At 64.7% G+C, this 26,777-nt stretch carries 27 protein-coding genes and 1 tRNA gene; 9 read left to right on the top strand and 19 right to left on the bottom strand.

Features of this window, described 5'->3' with window-relative positions:
* From prcB to dop, 3 genes are read right to left on the bottom strand one after another with little or no spacing between them, the layout of a single operon-like run.
* Positions 1-798 carry a proteasome subunit beta gene (gene prcB / locus BEP01S_RS09485; RefSeq protein ID WP_062242527.1) on the bottom strand — a complete coding sequence of 266 codons (798 nt, stop codon included), beginning with the start codon at positions 796-798 and terminating at the stop codon, positions 1-3.
* Position 799: 1 nt separating this feature from the next.
* Positions 800-991: a ubiquitin-like protein Pup gene (locus tag BEP01S_RS09490; RefSeq protein WP_039207623.1), complete on the bottom strand. Its 192-nt coding sequence runs from the start codon at positions 989-991 to the stop codon at positions 800-802.
* An 11-nt stretch (positions 992-1,002) separates the two neighbouring features.
* Positions 1,003-2,532: a depupylase/deamidase Dop gene (gene dop, locus BEP01S_RS09495; protein WP_062242529.1), complete on the bottom strand. Its 1,530-nt coding sequence runs from the start codon at positions 2,530-2,532 to the stop codon at positions 1,003-1,005.
* A 32-nt stretch (positions 2,533-2,564) separates the two neighbouring features.
* Here dop and BEP01S_RS09500 point away from each other — a divergent pair, with 32 nt between their 5' ends.
* A complete protein-coding gene (locus BEP01S_RS09500) occupies positions 2,565-2,969 on the top strand; it encodes a DUF3054 domain-containing protein (protein WP_062242531.1) in 405 nt (134 codons plus the stop codon).
* A 110-nt stretch (positions 2,970-3,079) separates the two neighbouring features.
* Here the strand turns inward: BEP01S_RS09500 and arc are convergent, their stop codons facing one another.
* From arc to BEP01S_RS09515, 3 genes are read right to left on the bottom strand one after another with little or no spacing between them, the layout of a single operon-like run.
* Positions 3,080-4,732 carry a proteasome ATPase gene (gene arc / locus BEP01S_RS09505; protein ID WP_062242533.1) on the bottom strand — a complete coding sequence of 551 codons (1,653 nt, stop codon included), beginning with the start codon at positions 4,730-4,732 and terminating at the stop codon, positions 3,080-3,082.
* Positions 4,729-5,802, bottom strand: a complete 1,074-nt coding sequence (locus BEP01S_RS09510) for a tRNA (adenine-N1)-methyltransferase (protein WP_083532646.1) — start codon at positions 5,800-5,802, stop codon at positions 4,729-4,731. Before BEP01S_RS09510 ends, arc begins: the two co-directional genes overlap by 4 nt.
* Positions 5,803-5,847: 45 nt before the next feature.
* Positions 5,848-7,008 carry a site-2 protease family protein gene (locus tag BEP01S_RS09515; RefSeq protein WP_039207614.1) on the bottom strand — a complete coding sequence of 387 codons (1,161 nt, stop codon included), beginning with the start codon at positions 7,006-7,008 and terminating at the stop codon, positions 5,848-5,850.
* Between the two features lie 127 nt (positions 7,009-7,135).
* Between BEP01S_RS09515 and BEP01S_RS09520 the strand changes: the two genes are divergently transcribed.
* Entirely contained in the window at positions 7,136-7,945 is an 810-nt protein-coding gene (locus BEP01S_RS09520) for a RecB family exonuclease (protein ID WP_039207611.1), read from the top strand.
* A 3-nt stretch (positions 7,946-7,948) separates the two neighbouring features.
* Here the strand turns inward: BEP01S_RS09520 and BEP01S_RS09525 are convergent, their stop codons facing one another.
* Positions 7,949-8,623 (bottom strand): HAD family hydrolase, encoded by a 675-nt coding sequence (locus BEP01S_RS09525; protein ID WP_062242535.1) that lies wholly within the window; start codon positions 8,621-8,623, stop codon positions 7,949-7,951.
* Between the two features lie 22 nt (positions 8,624-8,645).
* On the opposite strand from BEP01S_RS09525, the gene BEP01S_RS09530 reads away from it, so the two are divergent.
* Complete coding sequence (locus BEP01S_RS09530) at positions 8,646-9,476, top strand: proteasome assembly chaperone family protein (protein WP_062242537.1); 831 nt, start codon at positions 8,646-8,648, stop codon at positions 9,474-9,476.
* A gap of 58 nt (positions 9,477-9,534) precedes the next feature.
* On the opposite strand, the gene mshC is transcribed toward BEP01S_RS09530, so the two are convergent.
* From mshC to BEP01S_RS09545, 3 genes are read right to left on the bottom strand one after another with little or no spacing between them, the layout of a single operon-like run.
* The gene (gene mshC / locus BEP01S_RS09535; protein WP_062242539.1) at positions 9,535-10,794 is read right to left on the bottom strand and encodes a cysteine--1-D-myo-inosityl 2-amino-2-deoxy-alpha-D-glucopyranoside ligase; all 1,260 of its coding nucleotides are present in this window, start codon (positions 10,792-10,794) and stop codon (positions 9,535-9,537) included.
* A 60-nt stretch (positions 10,795-10,854) separates the two neighbouring features.
* Positions 10,855-11,667 (bottom strand): SCO1664 family protein, encoded by an 813-nt coding sequence (locus tag BEP01S_RS09540; RefSeq protein ID WP_062242541.1) that lies wholly within the window; start codon positions 11,665-11,667, stop codon positions 10,855-10,857.
* A gap of 6 nt (positions 11,668-11,673) precedes the next feature.
* Positions 11,674-12,237 carry a DUF3090 family protein gene (locus tag BEP01S_RS09545; RefSeq protein ID WP_062242543.1) on the bottom strand — a complete coding sequence of 188 codons (564 nt, stop codon included), beginning with the start codon at positions 12,235-12,237 and terminating at the stop codon, positions 11,674-11,676.
* Between the two features lie 57 nt (positions 12,238-12,294).
* On the opposite strand from BEP01S_RS09545, the gene BEP01S_RS09550 reads away from it, so the two are divergent.
* Positions 12,295-12,555, top strand: coding sequence for a hypothetical protein (locus BEP01S_RS09550; protein WP_025778383.1), 261 nt, complete (start codon positions 12,295-12,297; stop codon positions 12,553-12,555).
* 45 nt (positions 12,556-12,600) lie between these two features.
* On the opposite strand, the gene BEP01S_RS09555 is transcribed toward BEP01S_RS09550, so the two are convergent.
* Positions 12,601-13,515: an aldo/keto reductase gene (locus tag BEP01S_RS09555; RefSeq protein ID WP_062242545.1), complete on the bottom strand. Its 915-nt coding sequence runs from the start codon at positions 13,513-13,515 to the stop codon at positions 12,601-12,603.
* A gap of 69 nt (positions 13,516-13,584) precedes the next feature.
* Between BEP01S_RS09555 and BEP01S_RS09560 the strand changes: the two genes are divergently transcribed.
* Complete coding sequence (locus BEP01S_RS09560) at positions 13,585-14,421, top strand: undecaprenyl-diphosphate phosphatase (protein WP_039207597.1); 837 nt, start codon at positions 13,585-13,587, stop codon at positions 14,419-14,421.
* 61 nt (positions 14,422-14,482) lie between these two features.
* On the opposite strand, the gene BEP01S_RS09565 is transcribed toward BEP01S_RS09560, so the two are convergent.
* A complete protein-coding gene (locus BEP01S_RS09565; protein WP_062242548.1) occupies positions 14,483-15,196 on the bottom strand; it encodes a histidine phosphatase family protein in 714 nt (237 codons plus the stop codon).
* 37 nt (positions 15,197-15,233) lie between these two features.
* On the opposite strand from BEP01S_RS09565, the gene BEP01S_RS09570 reads away from it, so the two are divergent.
* Both BEP01S_RS09570 and BEP01S_RS09575 read left to right on the top strand, forming a co-directional pair.
* Positions 15,234-15,437, top strand: a complete 204-nt coding sequence (locus BEP01S_RS09570; RefSeq protein ID WP_039207594.1) for a DUF5703 family protein — start codon at positions 15,234-15,236, stop codon at positions 15,435-15,437.
* Positions 15,438-15,441: 4 nt separating this feature from the next.
* A complete protein-coding gene (locus BEP01S_RS09575) occupies positions 15,442-16,431 on the top strand; it encodes a DMT family transporter (protein WP_062242551.1) in 990 nt (329 codons plus the stop codon).
* Here BEP01S_RS09575 and BEP01S_RS09580 read toward each other — a convergent pair.
* From BEP01S_RS09580 to BEP01S_RS09600, 5 genes are all read right to left on the bottom strand, one after another.
* The gene (locus BEP01S_RS09580) at positions 16,385-17,692 is read right to left on the bottom strand and encodes a M20/M25/M40 family metallo-hydrolase (RefSeq protein WP_062242554.1); all 1,308 of its coding nucleotides are present in this window, start codon (positions 17,690-17,692) and stop codon (positions 16,385-16,387) included. The two genes, BEP01S_RS09575 and BEP01S_RS09580, sit on opposite strands and share 47 nt — an antisense overlap.
* Before the next feature lie 237 nt (positions 17,693-17,929).
* Positions 17,930-18,017, bottom strand: a tRNA-Leu gene (locus BEP01S_RS09585).
* Between the two features lie 84 nt (positions 18,018-18,101).
* Complete coding sequence (locus BEP01S_RS09590; RefSeq protein ID WP_062242556.1) at positions 18,102-18,953, bottom strand: MaoC family dehydratase; 852 nt, start codon at positions 18,951-18,953, stop codon at positions 18,102-18,104.
* Positions 18,950-20,302, bottom strand: coding sequence for a 3-oxoacyl-ACP reductase (locus BEP01S_RS09595; RefSeq protein ID WP_062242558.1), 1,353 nt, complete (start codon positions 20,300-20,302; stop codon positions 18,950-18,952). The genes BEP01S_RS09590 and BEP01S_RS09595 overlap by 4 nt, the downstream gene beginning before the upstream one ends.
* Positions 20,299-21,588, bottom strand: coding sequence for an acetyl-CoA C-acetyltransferase (locus BEP01S_RS09600; RefSeq protein WP_062242562.1), 1,290 nt, complete (start codon positions 21,586-21,588; stop codon positions 20,299-20,301). The genes BEP01S_RS09595 and BEP01S_RS09600 overlap by 4 nt, the downstream gene beginning before the upstream one ends.
* Before the next feature lie 58 nt (positions 21,589-21,646).
* On the opposite strand from BEP01S_RS09600, the gene BEP01S_RS09605 reads away from it, so the two are divergent.
* Both BEP01S_RS09605 and BEP01S_RS09610 read left to right on the top strand, forming a co-directional pair.
* Entirely contained in the window at positions 21,647-22,258 is a 612-nt protein-coding gene (locus tag BEP01S_RS09605; protein ID WP_062242565.1) for a TetR/AcrR family transcriptional regulator, read from the top strand.
* Positions 22,255-24,294 carry an acyl-CoA dehydrogenase family protein gene (locus BEP01S_RS09610; RefSeq protein WP_062242568.1) on the top strand — a complete coding sequence of 680 codons (2,040 nt, stop codon included), beginning with the start codon at positions 22,255-22,257 and terminating at the stop codon, positions 24,292-24,294. Before BEP01S_RS09605 ends, BEP01S_RS09610 begins: the two co-directional genes overlap by 4 nt.
* An 85-nt stretch (positions 24,295-24,379) precedes the next feature.
* Here the strand turns inward: BEP01S_RS09610 and metX are convergent, their stop codons facing one another.
* Both metX and BEP01S_RS09620 read right to left on the bottom strand, forming a co-directional pair.
* Positions 24,380-25,414, bottom strand: coding sequence for a homoserine O-acetyltransferase MetX (metX, locus tag BEP01S_RS09615; protein WP_062242571.1), 1,035 nt, complete (start codon positions 25,412-25,414; stop codon positions 24,380-24,382).
* A 1-nt stretch (position 25,415) separates the two neighbouring features.
* Positions 25,416-26,738 (bottom strand): O-acetylhomoserine aminocarboxypropyltransferase/cysteine synthase family protein, encoded by a 1,323-nt coding sequence (locus tag BEP01S_RS09620; protein ID WP_062242574.1) that lies wholly within the window; start codon positions 26,736-26,738, stop codon positions 25,416-25,418.
* Positions 26,739-26,777 lie beyond the last annotated feature (39 nt).

Genomic DNA, 26,777 nt, shown 5'->3' on the forward strand with positions numbered 1-26,777 from the left:
TCACCGGGCGGTGGCCGTGCGGCGGGCGACGACCTCGGTGGCGGTCTCCAGAACAGTGGCCGAATCGACTTCGGTGACCCCGTTGTCGAGGTCGACGGTGAAGATCGTCGGGGCGATCTGGCGGACGAAATCCGGTCCGCCCGTTGCCGAGTCGTCATCGGAGGCGTCGAAGAGAGCTTCGACGGCCACAGAGACCGCCGAGGCAGTGTCCAAGTCGGGCTTCCACAGCTTCTTCAGTGCCCCGCGGGCGAATCCGGAACCGGAGCCGATGGAGTGGAAACGGTGCTCTTCGTACTTTCCGCCGGTGACGTCGAAGCTGAAGATCTGACCCTGTGGTCGCGATTCGTCGACTCCGGCGAACAGCGGGACGACGGTCAGTCCCTGCATCGCCAGGCCAAGGTTTCCGCGCAGCATCGCCGCGAGCCGATTGGCTTTGCCGTTGAGCGAGAGGCGGGCGCCTTCAATCTTCTCGTAGTGTTCGAGTTCGAGTTGGAAGAGGCGGATGAGGTCGAGGGCGACACCGGCGGTGCCGGCGATGCCGATGACCGAGAAGTCGTCGGCGGCCTTGACCTTCTCCATCGAATGCGAGGCGATGAGGTTGCCGATCGTCGCCCTGCGGTCTCCGGCCATGAGGATTCCGGTGGCCGTGCGGAAGCAGATGATCGTCGTGCCTTCCGGGGACTGTTCGGCCAGATCCCGGGCTCCGGGGTGCGGCAGCGCTTCGGGGGCAAGCGAGCGGGCGAGTTCGACGAACGAGTTGCTCGTCGAACTCAAGAATGCAGGAGGGAATCCTGCCATCTCATTGGCCGCCCTTCTGCACGAAGTTCTTGACGAATTCCTCCGCGTTGGATTCGAGCACACCGTCGATCTCGTCGAGGATGGAATCGACGTTCTGAGTGTTGATCTGTCCCTGCACAGCCTCCGGCGGATCGACGGGTACGTCTCCCCCACCGGACGATTTGTCTCTCTGGACCTGTTCCTGCGAGCTCATCTCACACTCCTTCAGTCGTTCTTCACTGTCAGTCTATCCACTCCGAGTGCCTTGAGCAGGCCCTCAGCGGTCTCGATTCCCTCCACCCGATCGGCGAGCAGCTCACGAGTGCCCTTGAGCGGTTCGTGCATGGGCAGGCGCACCACACCGAAGGCTCCCGCGTTGAGCACGAGGGAATCCCAGCTTGCGGCCACCAGATCCTCGCCGAGGCGGCTGACCGCCACCGAGCGCAGGAAAGCACGGGTCCCGTCGGGGGCGTTGGTCACGGCGGCTTCGACCTCGGAATCGGTGGTCATCCGCCGAATGCGTCCGGCGCGTTCGAGCTTGTGGAAGAGCCCCTTCTCCGGGCGCACATCGTGGTATTGGACGTCGATGAGGGCCAGCTTCGGATGGTCCCAGTCGATGTCCTCGCGAGACCGGTAGCTCTCGAGGAGCACCCATTTGGCGACCCAGTCGATCGAGTCGGCCAGTGTCTTCGGGTCGGTCGAGAGCCCGTCGAGGAAGCGACGCCATTCGGAGAGCACTTCGGTCGTCGCTGCATCGTCCGGATCCGCGTGTTCGAGGCATGCGGAATAGAAGATTTCCTGGATCTCCAGCGCTGTCTTCGTCGTGCCATCGGTCAGCGGCAGCGGAGCGGTCAGGCTCAGGTCGTGGCTGACGTCCCACAGCGACTGTAGAGAATCAGCGAGTTCGATCCGCGGCGCCAGTCCGGCCTCGATGAGTCCGAGGACGAGGGAGGTCGAGCCGAAGCGGACGAAGGTCGCGGGCTCTGCCAGGGTGGCGTCGCCGATGATCACGTGCAGCCGACGGTACTTCGCAGGATCGGCGTGCGGTTCGTCACGGGTGTTGACGATGGGGCGGCGCAGGGTCGTCTCGAGGCCCACTTCGGCCTCGAAGAAGTCGGCACGGGACGAGATCTGGAAGCCCTTGCCCTCGCCTTCACGGCCGATGCCGACGCGTCCCGAACCGCACAGGATCTGTCGGGTGACGAAGAAGGGAATGAGGCCTGCCACGATGTCGTCGAAGTCCGTGGACCGGTCGACGAGGTAGTTCTCATGGGTGCCGTAGGAGGCTCCCTTGGAGTCCGTGTTGTTCTTGTACAGGTTGACCGGTTCGGCGCTCTTCTCAAGCGTTCGCACCGATTCCAGGGCGACGAGGTCGCCTGCTCGGTCGAAGGTGACGATATCGCGTGGGGTGAGCACCTCCGGGGAGGAGTATTCGGGGTGGGCGTGGTCGACGTAGTAGCGGGCGCCGTTCTCCGTGACGACGTTCGCCAGATACTGTGCTTCGACATCGTCCTGCGGAATATGGGTCAGCTGCGAAGCGTCGGCATCGGCGATGTTCATGAAGAATCCGCGCGCATCGGCCAGCGGGGACTCGGTGGCGAAGTCCCAGAAGTTCTGGGACGACTTCAGCCCGCGCGGACCGGCATAGGCGTCGACGACACGCGCCGAGTCCCGCATCGGGTTCGCCCACGGATTGCCCGGCTGGCTGAGGCCGAACTCCGTCTCGGCTCCCATGACGCGCCTGACTCTGAGCATCTGATTCTCCTCCAAGGTCTAGACTCGGGGACGTGGCAACGAAGAAATCTCATCTCCCCATCGCCCTGATCGTCGACCTCATCCTCGTGGTTCTGTTCACGATCGTCGGTCATTACACACATTCTCACAATTTCGATCCGCAGGGGCTCATGACCACAGGGTGGCCGTTCGTCGCGGCCCTCGTCCTCGCGTGGCTGCTCACTGCTGTCTGGGATCGGCCGATCGCTCCCCTGGCCACGGGAACTGGCGTGTGGGCGATCACCGTCCTCGTCGGGCTCGTCCTGCGCGGCGTCACGGGCGCCGGGGGCGATCCCGGTTCGGTACCGGTGAGCTTCATGATCGTGGCGACCTCGCTCAACCTCATCACCCTGGTCGGCTGGCGTCTCATCGCCACGGCCGTCTCAGGCGGTTCCGGCCGTCGGAAACGCAGCCGCTGAGAGGTTTTCGCCTCAACCGGCCCCACGCTCGATCCAATACGAAGAGCCCGCCGCTTCCGTCAATCGACGGAGACGGCGGGCTCTTCGTTCTATCCGAGTTCTGACCGGGCTCAGACGAGGTCGGAGTTCGGTCGCACCTCGGCGATGTCTGTCTCATACGGCACGGCCGGGGCTCCCCTGGTCGTGTCCAAGTGGATCATCCGCAGATGAGTGACGCGTTCGCCCTTGCGGCCGGAGATCCGGGCCCATTCGTCCGGGTTCGTCGTGTTCGGCAGGTCCTCGTGTTCGCTGAACTCTTCGGCGATCGCATCCTCGAAATGTCCGGGGCGCAGACCGCGTTCGCCGGTGTCGAGCAGCGATTTGATCGCGGCCTTCTTCGCCCGGTCGACGATGTTGTGGATCATCGCACCGGAGGCGAAAGCGGAGAAGTGGAGGATCTCCTTCGAACCGTCGGCGTAGCTGACCTCGACGAATTCGTTCTCCGGGGTCTCTGCGTACATCCATTCGACACAGCTGTCGATGAGTGCAGAGACCGCCTCGGCGGGGGTGTCGTGACCGGCGAGCACGCTCGAGTGCAGGGGCAGCTCCGCGGTCAGGTACTTCTCGAAGATGTCCCGGGCTGCGTCGGCGTCGGGGCGTTCGATGCGGATCTTCACATCGAGTCGGCCGGGGCGCAGGATCGCGGGGTCGATGAGATCCTCGCGGTTCGATGCACCGATGACGATGACGTTGTCGAGCTGTTCGACGCCGTCGATCTCGGTGAGCAGCTGCGGCACGATCGTCGTCTCCACGTCCGATGACTTGCCGGTGCCGCGGGTGCGGAACAGCGATTCCATCTCATCGAAGAACACCACGACGGGGAAACCCGCCGAGGCCTTCTCCCGTGCTCGGGCGAAGATCAGGCGCAGCTGACGTTCCGTCTCGCCGACGTACTTGTCCAGCAGCTCCGGGCCTTTGATGTTGAGGAAGTACGTCTTGCTCGTGCGCACCTTGCCCGTGCGATCTGCCAGGGAGTTCGCCACGGCCTTCGCGATGAGCGTCTTGCCGCAGCCGGGAGGGCCGTAGAGCAGGATACCCTTGGGCGGTTTGAGTCCGTGCTCGGTGTAGAGCTCGGGATGTTCGAAGGGCAGTTCGACAGCGTCCTTGATCTGCTCGATCTGGTCGGCCAGTCCGCCGATGTCCGAGTAGGTGATGTCGGGGACCTCTTCGAGCAGCAGCGAGGAGACCTCGGGCTTCTCGACGACCTGCAGCGCGTAGTGGGTGCGGGTGTCGACGACGACGGCATCGCCGACGCGCAGTCCCGAGTCGACGAGTCCGGCGGCGAGAGTGAAGACCTGTTCGTCATCGCCGGGAGCTCCGACGAGGATGCGCTGGGAGTCGACGAATTCACGGACGTTGACGACCGATCCCACGGGTGGGAACTCGCCGGTGCCGATGATGACGAGGCCTTCGGACAGGAGCACATCGGCTCCGGCCCGCAGGCTCTCGGGCTCCACCTCGGGAGCGACAGCCACACGCATGCGGCGACCGCCGACGATGACGTCGGCGGATACTGCGTTCTCGCCGAGAGCGATGAGTGTGCCCCAGTTGTTCGGCGGCTCGGTCAGACGCCGAGCCTCCTCCTTGATCCGTCCCAGCTCGTCACGGGCCGTACGCAGAGTCTTCGACAGTGCTTCATTGCGTTTGCCCGCTGTGTAGAGCTGCTGGCGCAGGGACGCAGTGTCCTCACGCAGCTTCTTCACCTCGGTCGTGGTCTCTGTCATCGATCCTCCTTCGGCCCTGTGCTGGTGCCAGTCGGGCTGTCTGTGACATCTGGGGTTCGCGTTTCGCCGGATCCTTCGGCCGCGTCGCGCAGCCGACTGCCGGCATCGCGCATCACCCTTCGCAGCTTCTTCCCGTGTGCGGTGCGGGTGCCGATGGCAGCCTCGGTGACTTCGGGTTCCGTCCACGCCGCGACATCCTCGGCGGCTGCGGTGGCACCTTGTGGGCGCTTCTTCTTCTCAAGAGGGCTGATGCCGTCGGCCATTCGGCGCGCCATGATGAGGAACCCGGTGTGGGCGATCATCCGGTGGTCGGGGCGAACGGCGAGTCCGTCGACATGCCAGCCGCGGACCATGGCTTCCATGGACTCGGGTTCGGCGAACTTGCCGGAGGCGCGCAGGGCTTCGACGAAGCGGGAGAGCTGCGGAACGGTGGCCACGTATGCGATGACGATTCCACCGGGTGTCAGGGCTTCGCTGACCGCGTCGAGCGTGTTCCAGGGGGTGAGCATGTCGAGCACGACACGGTCGACGCTGCCGGGGCCGAAGGTCTGCGGCAGAGTCTCGGCGAGGTCGCCGACGGTGACCGACCAGTTGTCCGGTTCGCCGTCGAAGAAGTCGGCGATGTTGCCGGTGGCGATCGTCGCGAATTCCTCACGCAGTTCGAACGAGTGGACGGACCCTTCCGGGCCCACGGCACGCAGCAAGGCCATCGACAGGGCACCGGATCCGACGCCTGCTTCGACGACGGTGGCGCCGGGGAAGATATCGCCGAGGGTGACGATGAGTCCCGAGTCCTTCGGGTAGACGACTGCGGCGCCACGGGGCATCGAGAGGACGAAGTCTTCGTAGCGGGGGCGGAAGACCTGGAAGTCGATTCCCCCGGAGTTCGAGACGATGATTCCCTCTGTGCGCCCGATGATGTCATCGTGACTGATGAGGCCCTTGTTCGTATGGAAGTGCTCACCTGGGGCGAGCACGAAGGTGTGCATCCGCCCTTTGGGGTCGGTGAGCTGGACCTTCTCTCCGCGGTCGAGGACGCGCGGGGGCCGGGAATGCAGTGGCTGAGTCATGATGATCCCACTCTACGCTGGTGAGGATTGCCTCACACAACCGGCTCAGGCCGCGAGCAGTTCGTCGAAGAACTCCTGCAGGTCGATGACTCCCACGAGGGTGCTGCCGTCCATGACCAGGCTGAACTGTGCCTTGGGACGGTGCGTGAGCGATTCGAGCAGATGCGGGGCCGTGATGTCCTTCGGCACTCCGATCCATCCCGCCAGGGGGCGGGCGACCTCGCCGGCGGGAACGGCATCGAGGTTCTCGGCGAGCCGACCGGCCGCGGCGTGCCGGTCGACGAGGCCATAGGGCAACCCCTTCTGGTCGAGGACGACGATGAGCGTGCGCTCCTTCGCGTTCCCGAGCGTGTTCGCATAGTCGAGGGTGTCGGCCAGATCGGCGTCCCAGGTGGCGGCGATCGCCGGCTGGATGACCTGCGAGAGGTCGTAGGTCTCCATCTTCCGGGCACGTTTGGCATGGGTCGCGGCATCTCCGGCGGAGAACCACAGCATGATCGCGATGAGCGACATCCAGGCGACCTGCAGCGGGTCGGGTCGTTCGCCGGCCAGCAGCGGGGTGATGACCGCCCACCCGATGAAGCCGACGGCGATGATGCGTCCCACCCAGCTGGCCACGATCGTACCGAGGAATTGGGATCCGGTGATGCGCCACATGATCGCCTGCAGCGCCCAGCCGCCGTCGAGTGGGATGCCCGGCAGCAGGTTGATCGCACCGAGTGCGACGTTGGCGAAGGTCACGGCGATGAGCAGCAGCCACGGCACCGAGGTGGGGCTGGCTGCGCTGAGACACCACCATCCCAGCAGGGCCAGAACGATGTTGACGATGGGGCCGACGATGGAGATGACGAAGCTCGTCATCGCCGCCTTGTCGCGCGGGTTGTCCATCTGCGGTTCGAACCGAGTGAACCCGCCCCAGATGTTCAGTTCGATCGCGGCGACCTTCTGCCCGTAGAACTGACCGGCGACTCCGTGAGCGAGCTCGTGGAGGAACACGGAGGCGAAGAGAAGCACCGCGTAGGCGAAAGCCACGAACCAGGCCCCGATGCCCAGATCCGGTCGGACCTGATTGAGCCACGGGGTGAAGAGAATCGTGATCACGATGGCGGCGAGGAACCACGACCACGCCAGAATCACCGGTGCACCGAGCACAGTGCCCAAGCGCAGACCCGATGACGCACCGGGCTGGTGGTTTTTCGCGGCCATTGAAGGGGTTCCTCCGGTCGATGTGGTGGTCAGCGGACCAGTGACGGTCGGTTACTCAGCCTAACAGCGACGACGCTCCGACCGCTGGTCGCCACGTCGTGTCAGTGCAGGTCGTTACAGTGTAGTTATGGCCGAGCTCACCAGTCTGTCGCCCTCCCGGGCCAACGACTTCATCCAATGCCCTCTGAAGTTCCGTTTCCGCAGCATCGACAAGCTGCCGGAGCCTCCTTCTCAGGCGGCGTTCCGCGGCACCGTGGTCCACTCGGTGCTCGAGAAGCTGTTCACCGCACCTGCGGCCGAACGCACGGCCGAACTCGCGCAGACGATGCTCATGCCGGCGTGGGAGGAGCTCGTCGAGAAGGATCCGGATGTCCTCGAGATCTTCGGGGAGGAATCGGAGAAGGAGACGTTCTTCACATCGGCGCGTCGGCTCATCGATTCGTACTTCGTTCTCGAGTATCCGGAGCATCTCGAACCGGAGGAGACAGAGAAGTTCGTCCGTACGAAACTCGACAACGGTCTTGAGCTGCGCGGCTTCATCGACCGGGTCGACGTCGCTCCGGGCGGGGAACGGCGTCTCGTCGACTACAAGACGGGCAAGCAGCCGAAACCTCAGTACGGACGTGAGGCGAAGTTCCAGATGGGCTTCTACGCTCTCGTCGTCTACCGACTGTCAGGTGAGCTCGTCCATACCCTGCAGCTGATGTATCTGGGTTCGCGCAGCGTGCTGAAGTCTCATCCGACGATGGCTGAGGTCGAACAGACGCAGTTCGAGATCGATGCGATCTGGAAGGACATCATCGCCTCTGCCGAATCGGATCGGTGGCGGCCGAAGAAGTCGCCGCTGTGCAACTGGTGCACTTTCAAACCGCTGTGCCCGGCCTGGGGCAACACCGCTCCCCCGACGCCGGAGATCACGAAGATCGTCGGGGCTTAAGTCTCAGGCGCTCTGCTGAGCCCGGAGGTGGCGCAGGTCGGCGACACTGCGGCCGTCGAGGGTGTCCCAGAGGATGCGGCCCGGACGTGGTTCGAGGTCGACGAAGTGCGGGATTCCGATCGCAATGGTTCCGGCAGCCTCGGCGCTGGCCAGGCCCGGCTTCGAGTCCTCCAGTGCCACGCATTCGGCGGGATCGAGATCGAGCAGCGCAGCTCCGCGCAGATAAGGTTCGGGGTCCGGTTTGCCGGCGGAGACTTCATCGCCGGAGACGAGACCCGCGAAGCTGTCCGTCGGGCAGCTGGCGATGACTGCCTCGGCGAGGGGTCGGTAGGACATCGTGACCATGACACTCGGGATGCCTTCGGCCTTGAGCTCGGCCAGCAGCTCCAGGGCACCGGGGCGGAACGGCACTGACTCACGGATCTGTGCGATGACGTTGCCCATGAGGGTCTCGACGATCTCCTCGGCGGGCAGGTCGAGGCCGGCTTCACGCATCATTCGGGCGGAGACAATCAGTTCGTTGCCGACGAATTCGAGTCCCTGCTCTTCCGACCAGGGCAGGCCGTGGGCGTTCATGAGTTCGGTCTCGGCACGGATCCAATACGGCTCGGTGTCGACCAGGGTTCCGTCCATGTCCCAGAGGACGGCGGCAGGGTCGGCTGATGCATGGTTCGTCATACGCCCAGCGTAGTCTGGAACCATGAGTATTCTTCCATCCGGGTCCGGGGCACTCGTCTTCATCGCCTTCGAAGGTCAGGATGCCGATGCTTCCGAGGCGGCGAGTTCGCTGGTCAAGGATCTCATCGAGGTCTGGGACTTAAGCGACTCCGAGATCCTCGACACAGATGGGTTCTATGAGTTCCGCTTCTCCGAACCCGAGATCATCCGCGACGAAGAAGGAACTGCCTCGATCGCCTGGCCGGGTGTCGCGGTGCATCGGGGCCGCCTCGGCGAACGGCCGGTCACGGTCGTCCAAGGCCACGAACCTGGTCTGAAATGGCGGGAGTTCCTCTCCCTCGTCCTCGCTCACGTCGGTGACGACGATACTGTCGTCCTCCTCGGCGGTCTCCATGCCGAGGTTCCGCATACACGTCCTCTGCCTGTGGTGGCCAATACGGAGGACGCCGAGCTCGCGTCCGAGCTCGGCATCGACGCCAACGGCTATGAGGGACCCATCGGCATTCTCGGGCTCCTCAGCGTCGCGTGCCGGTGGCGCGGAATCAGAGCGATCAATCTGTGGGTGGGCGTGCCGGACTATCTGGCCGAGTCGCCGTCGCCGAAGGCCGAGCTCGCATTGGCGAAGGCTGTCGAACGCTATGTCGGCATCGAAATCGACATCCACGTGCTTGAAGAAGAGAGTCGGGCTTGGGAACTCGGCGCCGACGAGCTCGTCTCCTTCAATCCCCGGCTGGCCGAACTCGTCACAGCACTGGAGAAGCAGAACGATTCGGCCGAGCTGCCGGAGGCCAGCGGAGACGCCATCGCGGCCGAGTTCGAGCGCTATCTGCGCAAACGCGGCCGCGATAAGTGAATCTCGGGCACTCGGTTGAACCACCGGCACTCGGTGGTCAGTCGGTGACCGTCGGTCGTCAGTCCAGCAAGCGGATGCCCAGCAGGGCATCGACGGCGTCAGCGACGCGATCGCCGCTGAGCGCTGCGGTCTCCGAAGGTTCGGAGTCCGCGTAGTGTTCGGCCCATTCGTCGAGGATTCCCAGGGCACGGGGGCTGTCCAGGTCGTCGGTGAGTGCTTCACGCAGCAGGCCGATGATGTGCTCGCGCAGACCCTGACGACATTCTGATTCGCATTTGGCCGCATGCTTCCATGCCTGGAGGCGCGCCTCGGCAATGGAGAGCTGCTCCTCGGTGAAGCTCCAGTCACTGCGGTAGTGGTTGGACAGGATCACGGTGCGGATGGCCATGGGGTCGACTCCGCGTTCGCGCAGCTTCGAAACGAGGACGAGGTTGCCCTTGGACTTGCTCATCTTCTCGCCGTCGAGGCCGACCATACCGGTGTGCATATAGGTCTTCGCCATCGGAGTGTCCCGCCACGCCGCGGCATGGGCGGCGCTCATCTCGTGGTGCGGGAAGATGAGGTCGTTGCCGCCTCCCTGTACGTCGACGGGGAAGCCGAGGTACTTGTCGGCGATGACGGTGCATTCGACATGCCAGCCCGGTCGTCCGCGGCCCAGTGCTCCCCCGTCCCAGGACGGTTCGTCTTCACGTTCGGCACGCCACAGCAGCGGGTCGATGGGGTTGTCCTTGCCCGGGGTCTCGGGGTCTCCGCCGCGTGCGGCCGAGAGCGCAGCCATGGTCTCCCGATCATCATGGCTGACGGTGCCGAAAGGCGGGTTGATCTGCGTTGAGACCCGGTAGTAGACGTCACCGTTGTCGAGCTTGTACGCGGCTCCCTTATCCACGAGGTCGCGGACGCCGGCAGCGATCTCGTCGACGGATTCGACGACGCCGATGAAGCTGGACGGCGGGATCACCCGTAGGGCTTCCATGTCCTCGCGGAAGAGCTGGATCTGGGAGGAGGCGAGTTCGCGCCAGTCGACTCCAGTGGCGTCGGCCCTCTCCAGCAGCGGGTCGTCGACATCAGTGGTGTTCTGTCCGTAGACGACCTCGAGTCCGGCGTCACGCCAGATCCGGTTGAGCAGGTCGAAGGCCACATATGTGGCGGCGTGCCCGAGGTGCGTCGCATCGTACGGGGTGATGCCGCAGACGTAGAGTCGAGCGGTCTGCTCGGATCCGCGCAGTCGGCGCGGGCTGCGGGTGCTCGTGTCGAAGACCGTGGGCACCTTGCCGGTGCTGGTCAGACGGGGCAGTTGAGGTTCGGGCCATGACTTCACGGCACCCAGCCTAACCGAGAGGCAGGCGATCGGCACTTCCGAAACGACGTGATGCCGGTTTCAGATCGGCGGCCAGGGAATGACGGTGCGATCGGCGGGTGCTTCGGGGAAGAATTCTGCGGCGAGAAGCCGGCTCGCCCGGTATTTCAGGGCCTGCAGCTCAGCGGCTGACAGGCAGTCGCTCAATTGGGCCCGCAGCGGTTCCTCCATGGCGGCTACTTCCTGCAGAGCATCGATCTCTTCAGCACAGAACGAGGTGCGAGAGAAACCCCACAGTACGGTGCGCAGCTTCTCCTCGTGGTGGAAGGTCAGTCCGTTGTCGATGCCGAAGATGCCGATATCAGCGGAGGCAGTGCTCGGCAGAACGCTGCCAGTGATGACATGGCCGGCTTTGCGGTCGGCGTTGTTGGCCAAGAGGTCGAAGAAGGCGATTGTCCGCAGGCTCTCGTCGACGGAGTGGGAGAGCACGAGATCGCGGCCATCCTCGGCGCGCAGGGCGAAGATCGGGGTGTGATCGACGGGGATCGCGTTGACCGTCGACAGGGTCACCGCTTCGTCATCGTCGGAGGCTTCGACGTAGGCCTGCAGAGATCCGCGACCGGCGGGCAGATCGTCGCGCAGCACCGTCGGCGGGACCACTCCGAGGTCGAGAGCGTGGGAGAGCCGGAAGGCTGCGACCTCACGCAGGGCCAGCGTCTCCAGTGGGAAGTCCGTCAGGGGCCGTTCGCCGGAGATCGGTTTGTACACGGCCTTGATCGCCCGGCCCTCGTGTTCGAGGACGAGCAGGCGGGTGTCGTTGCTGGCGCGCGGGATCGCTCCCATCTCCGTCCAGTCCCCCGCTTCCAAAGCGTCGAGGAGTATCCCTTGGTCCATCACTGATCAGGCGCGCGGGATCCCGTTGGCGCGCGGGCACAGATGGCCGTCGGGTTCGAGCGGGAGGGAGCAGAACGGGCAGTCTCCGCGTCCGGCGCTGACGACCTGCTCTCCGCGGCGGGCGAATTCTCGGGCAGCGGCCGCATCGAGGACGATGCGCAGCACTTCGCGTTCGACCTCGTCGTCATCGGGATCGGCGGAGGTTCCGGCCTGGGCGTCCGCCTCGGTGAGTTCGAAGCATTCGATGACGAGTTCGTGTTTGACGGTGTCCCAGCCCAGGCTCATCGTGCCGACGCGGAATTCCGGTTCGATGGGAACGTTGAGCCCGGCATTGTCGATGAGATCATCGAGAGCAGTCTGCGGAACCCGAGCGGCCGGGTCCTTGATCATCACCATGTCGAGCAGTTCGGTGATCCGATCGGAGAGGATCTCGACCTGCTCCTTCTCGACGACCACGGTGGTCAGCGCATTGCCGGACTTCGCTTGGAGGAGGAACGTCCTCTCGCCGGGAAGTCCGATTGTGCCGACGATGAAACGATCGGGTGTGGGGTGGTCGTACAGAGCTGCCATGTCTTCAGCCTAGTTCAAACACTTACATGTCGGTCCTGCCTGGGATACATTTGAGTCATGAGCACTGATCCTCGTGAGGCCCTGGACGCATTCCTCGAAGCAGTGAGAGAGCACTACGCTGCATCCGCACACCGCAACGGTGACCAAGACCCCCGAGTCGAAGCCGCTTATATGGCTTTGGCCGATGCCTTCGAAATCTACGAAGACGCGATCTACACCGCGTTCGACGAAGTCACCCCGTTCGAACTCTTCGATGATGTCGAGGACGCCAAGGACGATGACGAGTTCCTCCTCGACGATGATGACGAGGACGACTGAGAGCTTCGTCCAGAAACGGAGCCGACTCGTCCCCTCTCCGAGGCTCTAGGCCGACGGACTCCATGAGATCTGGTCGAGCACCTCGGCGATCTCGTCAGCCAATTCGACCTCGCTGCCGGTGACCTCGGCCAGCTGTGCCGGGGTGCGGGGCGAGACCAGGGTGCTCGCGATTCCGTGCTGCCGGTTGAAGGCCAGGGCGATGTCCAAGGTCGACACTCCCAGAGCGGTCGCTGCCCGACGCACGCCGGCGAGCACGCGGTTCGACCGTTCGTCGAGGTAGGCGCCGGCGTATTCGCTCAGCTCCCCCGCCAGGCGCGAATCCTGCGGAGTCGCATTCCGGTACTTGTCGGTGAGCACTCCGCGGCCCAATCCGGCTCCGGCGATGAGTGCGACTCCCGCATAGTCGGCGGCCGGGACGAGTTCTGCCTCTGCCTCGCGATTGAGCAGAGAGTATTCGGCGACGGCACAGGCCACCGGGATTCCGACTCCGCGCATCTCCGCCAGCTGCCAACCGGTGTGATGGGACACACCGACGTAGCGGATCTTTCCCAGAGTGAGCAGCGTCTCAATCGCCGAGGCGGTTTCGGCACGGTCGACCTCCGCGTCGAAGACGTCGAGGACGAGAACGTCGAGGTGATCGCGACCCACCGTGCGCAGCAGCGAGTCGACCTGACTGAGGATTCTGGAGCGCCCGAGTCCAACTTCGATGTGGTCGGGTTCACTCATGGACACGCCCACTCGGGCCAGCAGCAGAATCTCTTCGGGAAGTCTCAGCTGCCCGAGCACCTCGGCGGAGATCGTGGCCGAGCTGGGGAGCTCGATGAGGTTGCCACCTGCGTCTTTATACTCGTCGACGAGGCGCTGGGCGACCTGGTCATCGACCCGGTGCCCCCACTCGAAGGTCCCGAGACCCACATCGCTGACTTCCAGACCGGTGGTGCCGAGGCGTTGGTGCTTCATGCTTCTTGAGGTTACCCGATGCTGCGACTACCGTGGTTTCGTTCCCACCTCATATTCTCAAGGAGTCGTATGTACGACTGGCTGGTCGCTGCCGTGCTCGGAATCGTGCAGGCACTCACCGAGTTCCTCCCGGTCTCCTCGTCGGCGCATGTGCGCATCGTCGGCGAACTCATGCTTCCCGGTTCCGATCCGGGCGCGTTCTTCACCGCCATCATCCAGATCGGCACCGAGGCGGCCGTCGTCGTCTACTTCTGGCGCGATATCGTCACGATCATCTCGAAATGGTGCAAAGCACTCGTCGGCAAGCATGATCGCAAGGACCCCGAGGTCCGCCTGGGCTGGCTCATCATCGTCGGTTCGATCCCCATCGTCATCATCGGCTTGCTCTTCCAGGACTACATCGAGGGCGCTCTGCGCAGCCTCTGGATCACGGCGACGATGCTCATCGTCTTCGGCCTCATCATCGGCATCGCCGACTGGGCAGGAAAGCGCGAACGCACCCTCGAGGACATGACCTGGGGTCAGGGCATTCTGTACGGCTTCGCTCAGGCGCTCGCTGTCATTCCCGGCGTGTCACGTTCCGGCGGCACGATCATGGCCGGTCGGTTCATGGGCTTCGATCGTCCGTCCGCGGCCCGTTACTCGTTCCTGCTCGCCATTCCCGCCGTCGTCGGTTCTGGCCTGTACGGCGTGGCGCAGACACTCGGTCGCAGCGAGGACATGGTGCTCGGCTGGGGACCGACGATACTGGCCACGATCATCGCCTTCGGTCTCGGCCTCGTCGTCATCCACTGGTTCCTCAAGTACGTGGAGACGAAGTCCTTCGCCGTCTTCGTCTGGTACCGCGTGGCACTGGGCATCGTCCTCTACGTCCTGCTCGGCACGGGAGTCCTCGCGGCCGTCTGAGCCGAAATCCCGTCCCACACGAGCACGAACTGATCCCGGCATTCACTCATGAGTGCCGGGATCAGCGCATTCCGCCGCCGCCCACGGCGGTCGACTGTGCGAGTCCGGCGGCTGTTACGGACATCGCCGCGAGCACAGGTCGGTCCCCGGAGTAGTCGATGACCGTGAATGATCCGGGAGCGACGCTCAGACGTTGGAAGTCGTCGAGGGGCATTCCCAGTGCATCGGCGATGATCGCCTTGATGATGTCTCCGTGAGAGACGATCATCGCCCACCGAGGCGGCGCCGGCTTCTCAGCGTCGGTTCCGCTCCCCGAGGCGGCTCTGTCCTCCGCGTCGACACGTTCCTCCTCGCGCAGCTGAGCCACGAGATCACGGATACGGGCTGTCGAACGATCGGCCGCCTCGGTGATAGATTCCCCTCCGGGGAACTTGGCCTGCGAGGCCGTTTTCACCACGGTCGCCCACAGCGGCTCCTGCCCCAGTTCCTTCAGCGATCGTCCCGTCCAGTCACCGTAATCGAGTTCGATGACGGCCTCGTCGACGTCGAAATGCTCGAACTCGGCTGTCTCCGCGGCGATCGCTGCGGTCTCTTCGCAGCGTTGCAGCGGCGAATGGAGCAGGTGGGTGAAGTGCCGGTGCGGCAGCAGTTCGAGGTTGGCCCGCAGGGCCCGGGCTCCCTCATCGGTGAGAGACACGCCGGGGGCGCGTCCGGCCAGGATTCCGGAGACGTTGGCGCTGGAGAGGCCGTGCCGCAGCAGAACGATGACGGGCATACCGCCAAGACTAGCCCAAATCATCTAGGGTGAGTCTATGAAACGTCAGCGTCCACGTATGACCTACGAGTTCCGGAAGGTCTCGTTCTCCAAGGATGTGCCGCGGTCGGTCAGCCTGCAGGAACTCAACGACCAGGCGGAATACGGACAGTGGGAACTCGCACGCACTCGCATCTCCGTCGGCGGAGTCCGCACAGTGTGGCTGCGCCGGAAGATCATGCCGCTGACCATGAGCAGCTGATGGTTTGAGATCCCCTTCCCTCGTCCCTGTTCTCACCGCTGGTCTCGTCACGATCGCTGCGGGAGCGGCGATGTCCCTGCAGGGACGAGCGAACGGTCTGCTCGGTCAGGTTCTCGGCCATGCCGTCTTCGCGGCGCTCGTTTCGTTCTTCGTCGGACTCCTCTGCGTCGGCATCGCCCTTGCGGTCTCCGCCCGTTCCCGCAGCGCGGCCCGATACCTCTTCGCACTGCTGCGTGATCGCACACTGCCTTGGTGGATGCTGCTCGGCGGTTTGAGCGGCTGTCTCGTCGTCATCGCACAGGCCACGACGATTCCTGTGATGGGCGTGGCCATGTTCACGATGGCCTTCGTCTCCGGTCAGGTCACCGGCGGACTCATCGTCGATTCCACCGAGTTGCCGCCGGGAGGTCGACAGCGTCTGAGTGTGCTGCGCATCCTCGGCGTGATCATCGTGCTCGCGTCCTTGGCTTTCGCCGCCGGTGACCGCCTGCAGTCCGGAACAGCACTGTGGGCTCCCCTGCTGCCGTTCGTTTCCGGAGCTCTGACGAGTGTGCAGCAGGCCCTCAACGGCCATATCCGGGCCGCCACTCAGTCGGCGGTGGTCGCGACGACAGTGAACTTCACCGTCGGCTTCGTCGCGCTCATCATCGGCACGTTCGCCCTGCTCGTGGCCGGGGTCCCCTGGCGCGGTTTCCCAACGGCACCGGATCAGTGGTGGATCCTCCTCGGCGGGGCCTTCGGGGTGGTCTTCATCGCTCTGACAACGGTGACCGTGGCGAGGCTGGGCGTGCTGCTGCTCAGCCTGTTCGCGCTCTTCGGCAACCTCGTCGGTGCGCTGGCGCTCGATGCGCTGCTGCCGATTCCGGGCTCCGACGTCACGCTGACCACTGTGGCCAGCGCCGCCGGAGTCCTCGTCGGGATCGTCGTGACGGTGCTGCCGGTTCCGGTCAGGCCTTCATCAGGAAGTCGCCGAGAACCCGCGTCCCGAACTTGAGAGCCGAGATCGGCACTCGCTCGTCGACGCCGTGGAACATGGCCGGGAAGTCGAGGTCGCCGGTGAGCTGGAGCGGGGCGAAGCCGTAGCCGGTGATGCCGAGCTCGGCCATCGACTTGTTGTCCGTTCCTCCGGAGAGCGTGTAGGGCAGGACCTGCGCGCTCGGATCATCGGTGAGCAGGCTCTTCTGCATCTGCGCGACCAGTGGAGTGTCGAACGGTGACTCGAGCGCATGACCCTCATCCTCGGCTGTGATGTCGATGCCCTCCCCCGCGAGCTCCTTGATCTTCAGCATGACGTCCTCGTGCTGGCCGGGCAGGGTGCGGCAGTCGACATAGGCGGTTGCGGTGCCGGGGATGACGTTGTGTTTGTAACCGGCTTCGAGGAAGGACGGGTTCGAGGTGTTCTGCAGGGTCGGAGCCACGAATTTCTCGACCGATCCGAGTTCCGCGAGCAGCTGTGGGATCGTCTCTGCCGTGAACCCGATTCCGGTGAGTTCAGAGACGCCTTCGAGCAGCTTCCGTGTGGCCAGGGGGATCTCCTGGGGCCACGGGTGGTTGCCGATCCGGGTGATCGCGGCCGCAAGCCGCGTGACGGGGTTGTCATCATTGCGCTGGGAGCCGTGGCCCGCGGTGCCGTGGGCGATGAGGTTGAGCCACGCCAGACCTTTCTCCGCGGTCTGGATGAGGTAGACGCGCTGCCCGCGGATGTCGACGGAGTACCCGCCGACCTCCGAGATCGCCTCTGTGGCTCCGGAGAACAGTTCGGGACGGTTGCGCACCATATGCCGGGCGCCATAGTTGCCTCCGGCCTCCTCATCGGCGAAGAAGGCAATAATGAGGTCCCGTCGAGGGACGAGTCCTTGGGACAGCATGGCCCGGATGGAGGCGACGATCATCGCGTCCATGTCCTTCATGTCCACCGCGCCGCGGCCCCACAGCAGCCCGTCCTTGATGACGCCTTCGAAGGGATCGACGCTCCAGTCCTCTGCGGCTGCGGGAACGACGTCGGTGTGGCCGTGGACGACGAGAGCCGGAGCCTCCGGATCGGAGCCTTTGACGCGGGCGACGAGGTTGGCCCGTCCCGGGGAGGATTCGACGATTTCGGACTTCAGGTCCACCTCGGCGAGCCAGGATGCGATGAGTTCGGCGGCCGGAAGCTCCGGGTTGGCTTTGTTCCCGCCCCAGTTCTGGGTGTCGATGCGGATGAGTTGACGGCACAGTTCGGTGACTTCGTCCTCTGCGGCACTGAAATCAAACACGGGGACTCCCCTCGGTGGTGGGTGGATCACGCGACAGTGCTGTGATCGGCCTGACAGACACCACCGTATCCCACGGGCAGGCGTGGCTCACTGGGCATAAGGGGTACTTCCGCGGGTTCGAAGTTCACACGGGGTGATCTTGATCGGTGCGAATGATCTTTGAACCCGTTGCAGCCTTGCAACCCCGGAATGCGAAGATGGCCCCCGGATCGAAATCCGGAGGCCATCTCCTCGTTGTGCGCGAAGGGGGACTTGAACCCCCACGCCCGATAAGTTGGGCACTAGCACCTCAAGCTAGCGCGTCTACCAATTCCGCCACTCGCGCTGGCAACAGAGATAACTCTACATGCGCGAAACGGTGTCGCAAAATCGAAATCGGCTTTTGTGACGCACTGCACTTTTTGGCCCATCAGTCGAGGTGTGCCACCTGCGAGAGGACGTGCGGTTTGCCCGTCTTCCGGTCGAAGACGGCCGAGCGTGAGGCTTCGTGGCGACGTCCCTCGGTCAGCGCATAGCCGACCGTTCCGGGCAGCAGGATCGGCTTCGCGAACGACACATCCCAGCGGTAGGACTCGAGACGCGGATCCATCGCCGAGAACGCCCGAGAGGCGCTGTACATCCCGTGCGCGATCTGCTTCGGGAACCCGAATCCCTTCGCGGCCAGACCGTTGAGGTGGATCGGGTTGTAGTCACCGGAGACCTTCGCATAGCGCTGGCCGATGATCGGATCCAGTCGCCACAGTGCACTCGGCTGCGGTGCCGTGAAGTCGAGATGCGGCACCTGCGCCTTCGGCTTGGCTCCGGAGAGCTTCCGCCCCTTGGCCAGATACGTAGAGACTTCCTCCATCACGGGACGTCCGTCGACCTTCGCTTCGAGCCGCACCTCGATCGTCGTGCCCTTCGTGTGCTCGAAGGGCCCGGCGAGTTCGAGGTGGAAGTCCACGACCTCGCCGAGGCGGGCCTGCGAATGCATATCGACGCGGTTGTGGATGTGGACCATCCCCATCATCGGCAGCGGCACCTCGGGATCGGACAGCAGCTGCATGCTCAGCGGGAAGCCGAGGATGTGCAGGTAACCGGGGTGGACGATGTCGTCCAGACGATGACCGACGACATGGGCGAAGCCCGCATAGGCGACCGGCTCGAGCGGAATGCTGCGATCGATAGCATTCTCCGGCAGCTCCGGACTAGTGCGCGGAACCATCGGAAGGGTCTTGAGCAGGGCGCGAGCGTAGATGGGAAGCATCGAATCCGCCATCATGCACCGACCATGTTCTGACCGCACACGCGCAGGGTCTGACCATTGATGCCACGGGCACCGCTGGAGGAGAGGAACGCGATGGCTTCGGCGACGTCGATCGGCTGACCACCCTGCTGCAGGCTCGAGAGCCGGCGCGCGACCTGACGAGTCAGGGTCGGCATCTTCGCGGTCATATCCGTTTCGATGAACCCGGGCGCGACCGCGTTGATCGCTCCCCCACGAGCAGCGAAGTCCTCCGCCGAGGCGGCCGTGAGTCCGATGACTCCGGCCTTCGAAGTCGCGTAGTTCGTCTGGCCGCGGTTGCCCGCGATTCCCGAGGTCGAGGCCAGGGAGACGACCTGAGCGCCATCGGCGAAGAGTCCCTTTTCCGCCAGGCGAGCATTGATCATCGTCTGCGCGGCGATGTTGACTGCGATGACGGAGTCCCATTTGGCCGCATCCATGTTTGCCAGCATCTTGTCGCGGGTGATGCCTGCGTTGTGGATGAGGATGTCGACGGATCCTCCGAGTGCCTCGGTGATCTTATCCGGGGCATCGGCTGCGGTGATGTCGAGCTGCAGCGACTTGCCGCCGATCCGGTTCATCACCTGGGCCAGCGCCTGACCGGCCTGCGGCATGTCCACGCCGATGACATAGGCGCCGTCGCGGGCGAGGTTCTCCGCGATCGCGGCTCCGATTCCGCGGGCGGCGCCGGTGACCACGGCGGTGCGTCCGGCCAGCGGGCCGGCGTCGCCGGTGGACATGAATTCGTTCAAGCTCAGTCGCTGCCCGGCGTCCGAGGACACCGTGAGGAACTGGCCGGAGACATAGGCGGATTTGCCGGAGAGCAGGAACCACAGGGCCGCAGCCACCGAGGGTGCGGCGAGGTCGACGCCGTCGAGGAGGATTCCGTTGGCGGTGGCGCCGGCGCGCATCTCGTGGGCGACCGACCGGGTGAAGCCGGTGATGCCCTGAGTAGTGGCGGCCTGCTCGGGTGTCTGGTTCTGCGGATCCGGTGCCGTCGAAATGGTGATCACTCGGCCGCAGGCGGCCAGTGAGCGCAGGGCTGCGCCGATCTCGAGGACGACAGGTGACAGGTCTGCCGGGGACTGTGCATCGTCGAGGACGGCGATGATGGCCCGCAGCTTCTCACCGGTCTGGGCGTTGCGGCGGACCTCGAGTCCGTTCTCCAGCAGCTGGTCGGCCAGGCCCTGGGCTCCGGGGCCGGTGCCGAGGACGAGAACAGGCTTGTTCTCATACGACGCCGGCGTCGAGCCGAAGCGGTTGAGTTCGACCGGCTGCGGCAGGCCGAGGGTCTTGGCGACCTGCTTCAGCGGTCCGTTGACGAGGGAGAGATAGGTGTCTTTCATGCTGCCTCCACAATCGCGGTGAGTCCCTGTCCGCCTGCGGCGCAGATCGAGACCAGGGAGCGTTTCTTGCCGGTGGTCTTCAGGTATTTGGCGGTGGTGGCGATGATGCGTCCGCCGGTGGCGGCGAAGGGGTGGCCGGCGGCCAGGCTCGAACCCAGCGGGTTGAGCTTGTCACGGTCGATGCTGCCCAGCGCCTTGTCGAGTCCGACCTTGTCCTTGCAGAATTCCTCGGATTCCCAGGCTGCCAGGTGCGACAGGACGGTCGAGGCGAATGCCTCGTGGATCTCGAAGACGTCGAAGTCATCGAAGGTCAGGCCGTTGCGGGCCAGCAGGCGCGGCACGGCATAGGCGGGAGCCATGAGCAGTCCCTCTGCCCCGTCGACGAAATCGACGGCAGCGGCTTCGGCATCGACGAGTCGCGCCAGCGGGGTGTAACCGTGTTCGGCGGCCCAGTCCTCACTGCCCAGCAGCACCGAGGAGGCGCCGTCGGTCAGCGGAGTCGAGTTGCCCGCGGTCATGGTCGCCTCAGCGGCGAGCTTCTTGCCGAAGACAGGGTTGAGCTTCGCCAGCGATTCCACGGTCGAATCGGGGCGCATGTTCGTATCGCGGCTGACCCCGAGGTACGGGGTGGTGAGATCGTTGAAGAATCCGGATTCCCATGCCGCGGCGAGGTTCCTGTGCGAAGCCACTGCGAGCTCGTCCTGTGCCTGGCGGCTGATGCCCCACGCAGCGGCGGTGATCGCCTGATGCTCTCCCATGCTCAGGCCGGTGCGCGGTTCGCCCGTGGTCGGTGCCTGCGGGGCGAGGTAGGCGGGGCGGATCTGGGAGGCGATCTTCGCCTTCTGCACCATCGTCTTCGCGCGGGTCAGTTCGAGGAGGATCTCGCGCATCGAATCATTGACGACGATCGGGGCGTCGGAGGTCGAGTCCACGCCCGAGGCGATTCCGGATTCGATCTGTCCGGCGTTGATCTTGTTGTTGAGGCTGACCACGGCCTCGAGGCCGGTGGCGCAGGCCTGACCGAGGTCGAAGGCGGGCGTCGTCGGCGACAGAGCGGAGCCGAGCACAGCCTCGCGGGTGAGGTTGAAGTCCTTCGAGTGCTTGAGGACTGCGCCTCCGGAGACCTCGCCGATGTTCTCGCCGGCCAGTCCGAAACGGGCGACGAGCCCGTCGATGGCCGAGGTGAGCATATCGAGGTTCGTGGCCTTCGAGTACTGCTTGTTCGAGCGCGCGAAGGGAATTCGGTTGCCGCCGAGGATGACGGCGCGGTTGTTGGGAGCGGACATGTGCACCTCCGAGTGATTGATTTAGCCGATACCGACAGTACCTGATACTGTCTGTTCCATGAAATCGATCACAGACGGTCGCTCAACGAGGTGGCAGAAGCATCGCGACGAGCGACGTCGCGAGCTTCTGCGCTCCGTGCGGCTCGTCGTCGCCGAACACGGCGACGATTTGTCGATGGAGCAGATTTCGGACGCGACCGGAACGTCGAAGTCGGTGCTCTACCGATACTTCACCGATCGGGCCGGCCTGCAGGCGGCCATGGGCGAATGGGCGATGGGCGTCATCGTCCGGTCTCTCGATGAGGCCGCGGCCGCCTCGGCGAAGTCCGAGGGCTCACCTGGAGCGGAGGATTCCCTGGACGCGATGATTCGGGCCTTCGTCATGCTCGCGGCGAATTCCCCGAACGTCTATCGCTTCTGCGACACGGCCGTGAACCGGTTCGCGCCCAAGGAGACCGGCGGCTTCTTCAGCTCCGTCGCCGGACTGCTGGCTGAACGCCTCGACTTGAGCGGAGAGCAGGCTCAGCTGTGGTCTGCCGGGGCGATCGGTTTCGTCCGCGCCGCCACCGAGACCTGGCTGTCCCGACCGGAACGGCCCGAAGAATTCGCCACCACGATCACCCATTGGCTCTGGGCAACCCTGCCCGAACAACGAGGAGTAGAACAATGAAGCTGTCTCTTGACCCGAAAGCCATCAACGAAGTCCTCGACGGACACTGGGCCGAAGCTCGCCGTCGCGGCCGCACCCTGGCCGAGGATCCGTCGACGCACGACGATCCGGCCGATGATCTCGACACGGCACGCGCGAAGACCCTGGACGGGGTCATGAAGATGGCCGAGACCAAACTGCCGATGACCAGCCTGCCCCCGGAGATGGGCGGGAAGAACGAACACGCCACGAATGTCGCCGGTTTCGAAGAGACCGTCACGGCCACCCCCAGCCTGCAGATCAAGGCCGGCGTCCAGTTCGGGCTCTTCGGCGGGGCGATCCTCCACCTCGGCAACAAAGACCAGCATGAGAAGTGGCTGGTCGACTCCCAGACCGGTCGTCTGCTGGGTTCGTTCGCGATGACGGAGATCGGACACGGCTCCGATGTCGCGAACGTGGCGACGACGGCTACCTTTGACGAGGCGACCGAAGAGTTCGTCATCGACACCCCCTTCCGGGCCGCAACGAAGGAGTACATCGGCAACGCCGCCCGTGATGCCAGGGCCGCCGTCGTCTTCGCCCAGCTCGTCACCAAGGGAGTCAAGCACGGAGTGCATGCCTTCTTCGTGCCCGTCCGCGACGACGCCGGTGAGCCGATGCCGGGAATCTCGATCGAAGACGACGGCTACAAGGGCGGGCTCAAGGGCGTCGACAACGGTCGCCTCGTCTTCGACTCTGTGCGGATCCCGCGCACCAACCTCCTCAACCGCTACGGGGACGTCACCGCCGACGGCACGTACTCCTCCCCCATCGAATCACCGGGACGCCGCTTCTTCACGATGCTCGGAACTCTGGTCCAGGGCCGCGTCTCGCTTGACGGCGCCTCCGTGGTCGCTTCGAAACTCGCTCTCGACATCGCCGTGCGATACGGACTCGAGCGCAAGCAGTTCACCACCGGTGATGACTTCACCGAGACGACTCTGCTCGACTACGGCCAGCACCAGCGCCGCCTCATGCCGGCTCTCGCCGCCGTCTACGCCTCGGCGTTCGCACACGAGAAGCTGCTGAAGTCCTTCGAAGAGGTCTTCGCCGGCGCCGATGACTCCGAAGAGAACCGGGCTCTGCTCGAGACCCGGGCCGCCGCGTTCAAAGCCGATTCGACCTGGATGGCCCTCGACGTCATCCAGGAATGCCGCGAGGCCTGCGGCGGTGCCGGATTCATGGCGGAGAACCGCCTCGTGGGACTGCGTGCCGACCTCGATGTCTACGCCACCTTCGAAGGCGACAACACGGTGCTGCTGCAGCTCGTGGCCAAGCGCCTCCTCGGCGATTATGCGAAGGAGTTCGCCAACCTCGACGTCGGCGGTGCTGCCCGCTTCATCGGCACGCAGGCCGCCGAGCACACGCTCTACCGTACGGGTCTGGCCAATGCCGGACGGGCGATCTCGGATGCACTGACCCCAAACCTCGGCGACAAGCGGATCCGGTCGGGACGCCTGCAGCGGACCCTGCTCGAGACTCGTCTGGAGGTCATGGTCGCCGGAGTCGCCCAGTCGCTGCGCCCGGCGACGAAGATGCCGGCCGCCGAGGCAGCCGATCTGTTCAACGTCCACCAGCACGAACTCATCGAGATGGCACGCGCCTATGTCGAACTCGAGAAGTGGAAGGCGCTGGACGAGAAGATGAAGGAACAGACCGACGCCGATCAGGCCAAGGCTTTCCGTCGTCTGCGTGACACCTACGGTCTCGGGCTGATCGAGAAGCACATGGCTTGGCACCTCATGTACGGTCGCCTGCCGATGTCGCGTGCACGCCAGATCAACGAGACGCTGGGCCGCCTGTGCAAGAAGCTCTCGGCCAACGCCCTCGACCTCGTCGAGGCATTCGGCTACTCGGACGTTCACCGTCGGGCCACGATCGCCTCCGGCGTCGAGGCCGAGCGTCAGGCCGAGGCCGCCGACTACTACCGTCGGGCACGCGCTCGTCAGGACTTCCCGGTCGACGAGAAGCAGCTGCGCAAGGCCGCGAAGAAGAAGGCGAAGGCCGCCGCCAAGTGATGCCACGCCCCTGATCTGGGCATCAGAGAACCCCCGCAGCGAACGGTCTGCGGGGGTTTTCTGGTGTCTGAGGTTTCGGTCGGTCTCAGTCGTTGAGGAAGTCGGCGAGCACCGCGGAGATCTTCTCGGTCTCCGTGAGGAACCCGTCGTGGCCGACCGGTGAGTCGATGACGTTGTGTCGGACTCTCCCGGGCAGCGCCTCGGCGAGGATGCCCACCTGTTCCGGCGGGAACAGTCGGTCCGAGGACACGGAGACGACGAGGTTGTCGGTGCAGGCATCGGCCAGTGCGACCGTGAGGTCTGAGGAGCGCCCTCGGCGCACATCGTGATCGCGCAGGGCGCGGGTGAGCACGAGATAGCTGTGTGGGTCGAACCGGGCGGTGAGCTTCTTGGCCTGGTGGTCCAGGTAGGAGCTCACCTCGTAGTAGTCCTCCGAACGCAGCCGACGGGAGAAGCGCTCGTTGAGATCGGCATCATTGCGATACGTCAGATGCGCGATCTGCCGGGCCAGGCCGAGGCCGTGGCTGGGAAAGCTGCCGACGGCCGAATAGTCACCGGAATAGTAGTCGGCGTCGAGTTCGATCGCACGTTCCTGCATCATCGCCCAGGCGATCTGGTCGGCTTCGCAGAAAGCCGGTGCGGCGATGACCGCACATTTGCGGACCTTCCGCTTGTCCAGCAGAGCGAACTCCAGCGCTCTGGCACCTCCCATGGATCCGCCGATGACGGCGACCCAGGAGTCGATGCCGAGGATCTGAGCGAGGTTGTGCTCCAGGCGTGCCATATCGCGGATCGAGACCCGAGGGAATCGGGAGCCGTAGGCCAGGCCGTCATCGTAGGTCGACTGCGGCCCGGTCGTGCCCGAGCAGCCCCCGAGGGAGTTCGCGCACACCACGAAGTACTTGTCGGTGTCCACGGCCTCCCCGGGCCCGACGACACCCGCCCACCAGTCGGTGACGCGGGTGTCGCCGGTCAGAGCGTGTTCGATGAGGATCGCATTGGACCGGTCGGCGTTGAGGGTGCCGAAGGTCTCATAGGCGATCTCGACCGTGCCGAAGGTGTGCCCCGAGTCCGTGCCGAAGCCCAGGATCCTTTCGACGGAGGTGCTCTGGGTGGTCATCTCAGGCCGCGGCCGACGCCTTCGCCGCTGCCGCTGCGAAGCCCTTGTCGAGGTCGCCGATGATGTCGTCGATGCCTTCGATTCCCACGGACAGACGCACCAGGGCAGGGTTGACTCCGGCGGCCTTCTGAGCTTCCTCGTCGAGCTGAGCGTGCGTGGTCGAAGCCGGGTGGATGACGAGCGAACGAACGTCACCGATGTTCGCCACCAGGGAGTGCAGTTCGAGGGCGTCAACGAAGGCCACAGCCGCGTCGTATCCGCCGGCGATGTCGAAGGCGAGCACCGAACCCACACCGTTGGGCAGGTACTTCTTGGCCAGATGGTTCCAGGGGCTCGACTCGAGTCCGGCGTAGGCGACGCGGTCGACCTGGCTGTGTGCCTCAAGGTAGGAAGCGACCTTGTTCGCATTCTCCACGTGGCGTTCGATGCGCAGGCTCAGGGTCTCGATGCCCTGGGCCAGCAGGAACGCGTTCGTCGGGCTGAGCGAGGGTCCGAGGTCGCGCAGGCCCTGCACGCGGGCCTTGAGTCCGAAGGACACGTTGGCTCCGAAGGGTCCGTCGGCGCCGAGGTCACGGGCGAAGACGAGTCCGTTGTAGGAAGCGTCGGGTTCGTTGAAGCCGGGGAACTTCTCCGGCTGTGCGCCGTAGTCGAAGTTGCCGCTGTCGACGAGGACTCCGGCAACGGAGTTGCCGTGGCCGCCGAGGTACTTCGTAGCGGAGTGGAGCACGACGTCGGCACCGAATTCGATCGGACGCACGAGGTAGGGGCTGGCGAGTGTGTTGTCGACGAAGAGCGGCACACCGGCTTCGTGGGCGATTCCGGAGATCACCTCGATGTCGAGGATGTCCGAGCGCGGGTTCGACACGACCTCGCCGAAGAGGAGCTTCGTGTTGTCCTGGATCGCGTTCTTCCAGGCTGCGTGGTCGTCGACGTCGACGAAGGTGGTCTCGATGCCGAGCTTGCGCAGGGTGACATCGAAGAGGTTGACGGTTCCGCCGTAGAGGCTGGAGCTGGCCACGATGTGGTCACCGGCTCCGGCGACGTTCGTGATCGCGAGGAATGCCGCGGACTGGCCCGAGGCGGTGAGGACGGCGTGGACGCCGCCTTCGAGATCGGCGATGCGGTTCTCGACGACTTCGTTCGTCGGGTTCGTCAGGCGGCTGTAGACGGGGCCGACGTCGGTCAGCGCAAAGCGCGCCGCGGCGTGGTCGACGTCGTTGAACACGAACGAGGTGGTCTGGTGGATGGGCAGTGCGCGCGATCCGGTGACCGGGTCGGGTGCCTGTCCGGCATGGATCTGACGGGTTTCGAATGCCTGGGTCATGGTGACTCTCCTCTGTGAGTGCGGTGGCCGTGTCGCTGG

The organism is Brevibacterium epidermidis NBRC 14811 (genome assembly GCF_001570805.1).
GTDB classification, from domain to species: domain Bacteria; phylum Actinomycetota; class Actinomycetes; order Actinomycetales; family Brevibacteriaceae; genus Brevibacterium; species Brevibacterium epidermidis.